Annotated in this window: 1 protein-coding gene; it reads right to left on the bottom strand. The window is 31.1% G+C overall.

Annotated elements, in window-relative coordinates; all coding sequences use genetic code 11:
* On the bottom strand, positions 1 to 894 hold an 894-nt coding region (locus ABT186_RS47850), incomplete at its 3' end, for a CorA family divalent cation transporter (protein ID WP_351930739.1).
* Positions 895 to 1,064 lie beyond the last annotated feature (170 nt).

The following is a 1,064-nucleotide window of genomic DNA, read 5'->3' as shown; positions in this document are numbered from 1 at the left end:
GATAATCAGCACAGCAAAAACACCATAAGAAGATTTTTCAAACGGGCCATCGACATTGACTCCCCAAAAACCAAAAATGATTGCTGGAATAGTCAAAACGATTGATATCTCTGTTAGAGTTTTCATAATCATGTTTAGCTGATACGAAATCATATTGTTTATCATATTTTCCAAATAATCCAAATATTGACTGTAACCTAAAATAATTCTATCCATTGTGTCGCTTGTATTGTATATCTCATCAATTATTTTTTGGGTGGTAAAATCAATATCATTAATAGTTGTAAAATTTTTTTTAATGAAATCCAGCGCTTTGTGATTAGCGCCATAGGTTGTTGACAAAGCTATCATGTATTTTTGAAGAGTCAATAAATCACCAAACGTTGGTCTGAGTGAACCGGACGTTGATATTTCTGAGTCTAAATCATCAATTTTTTCCTTGACTCCACGAAGGTCGTCAAGCATCACATGGAAATCTTTTTGCATGATCTTTAAAAGTACTTCCTGCATGAAATTATCGACATCATGTAAAACCATATTGGATAAGAGTTCGGGAATGAATTTTAATTTTTGTTTTGTAAAAATTATCAACTTATTTTTAAATACCAAGAAAACAACAGATGTCGTCAGATTATCTAGATGCCCACCTTCATGTATCTCGGGAAACAAATAACTTACGAGCAAACTTTTTTCATCGTTCTGATCTATCATCGTGTCATATGCAACTCGATCATCAAACGTTAGTATATTGTCTATGTTAAAGTCAGATCTATGTTCAAAAGATTCGATATATTCTCGTTCGTCACCATAAACATAAACAACAGACGAATTTTTGATATTTGATTCTGACGAAACTAATAATGTATTTTTTGTTAAAGAATAAGTTTTCAGCATTGTAATCCTCCTGCTTTATATTTTTCTCAAAAATAAATGCGTAATTGTTGTGGAATAAATACGTTATCAGTTTTAAAAACATTTTGTCTTATGTATGATAACCTGCTAAAAATTTTATCTCGCACATTATCTAGACAATCTCGTCTCCAGCTTCTAATGTATTTTCTAAT

Origin of the sequence: Streptomyces sp. NPDC001634 (assembly GCF_040298185.1) — a bacterium.
GTDB lineage: Bacteria > Actinomycetota > Actinomycetes > Streptomycetales > Streptomycetaceae > Streptomyces.
The sequence above is the reverse complement of the archived record's forward strand: the minus strand, read 5'-3'. Positions and strand labels throughout refer to the sequence as shown.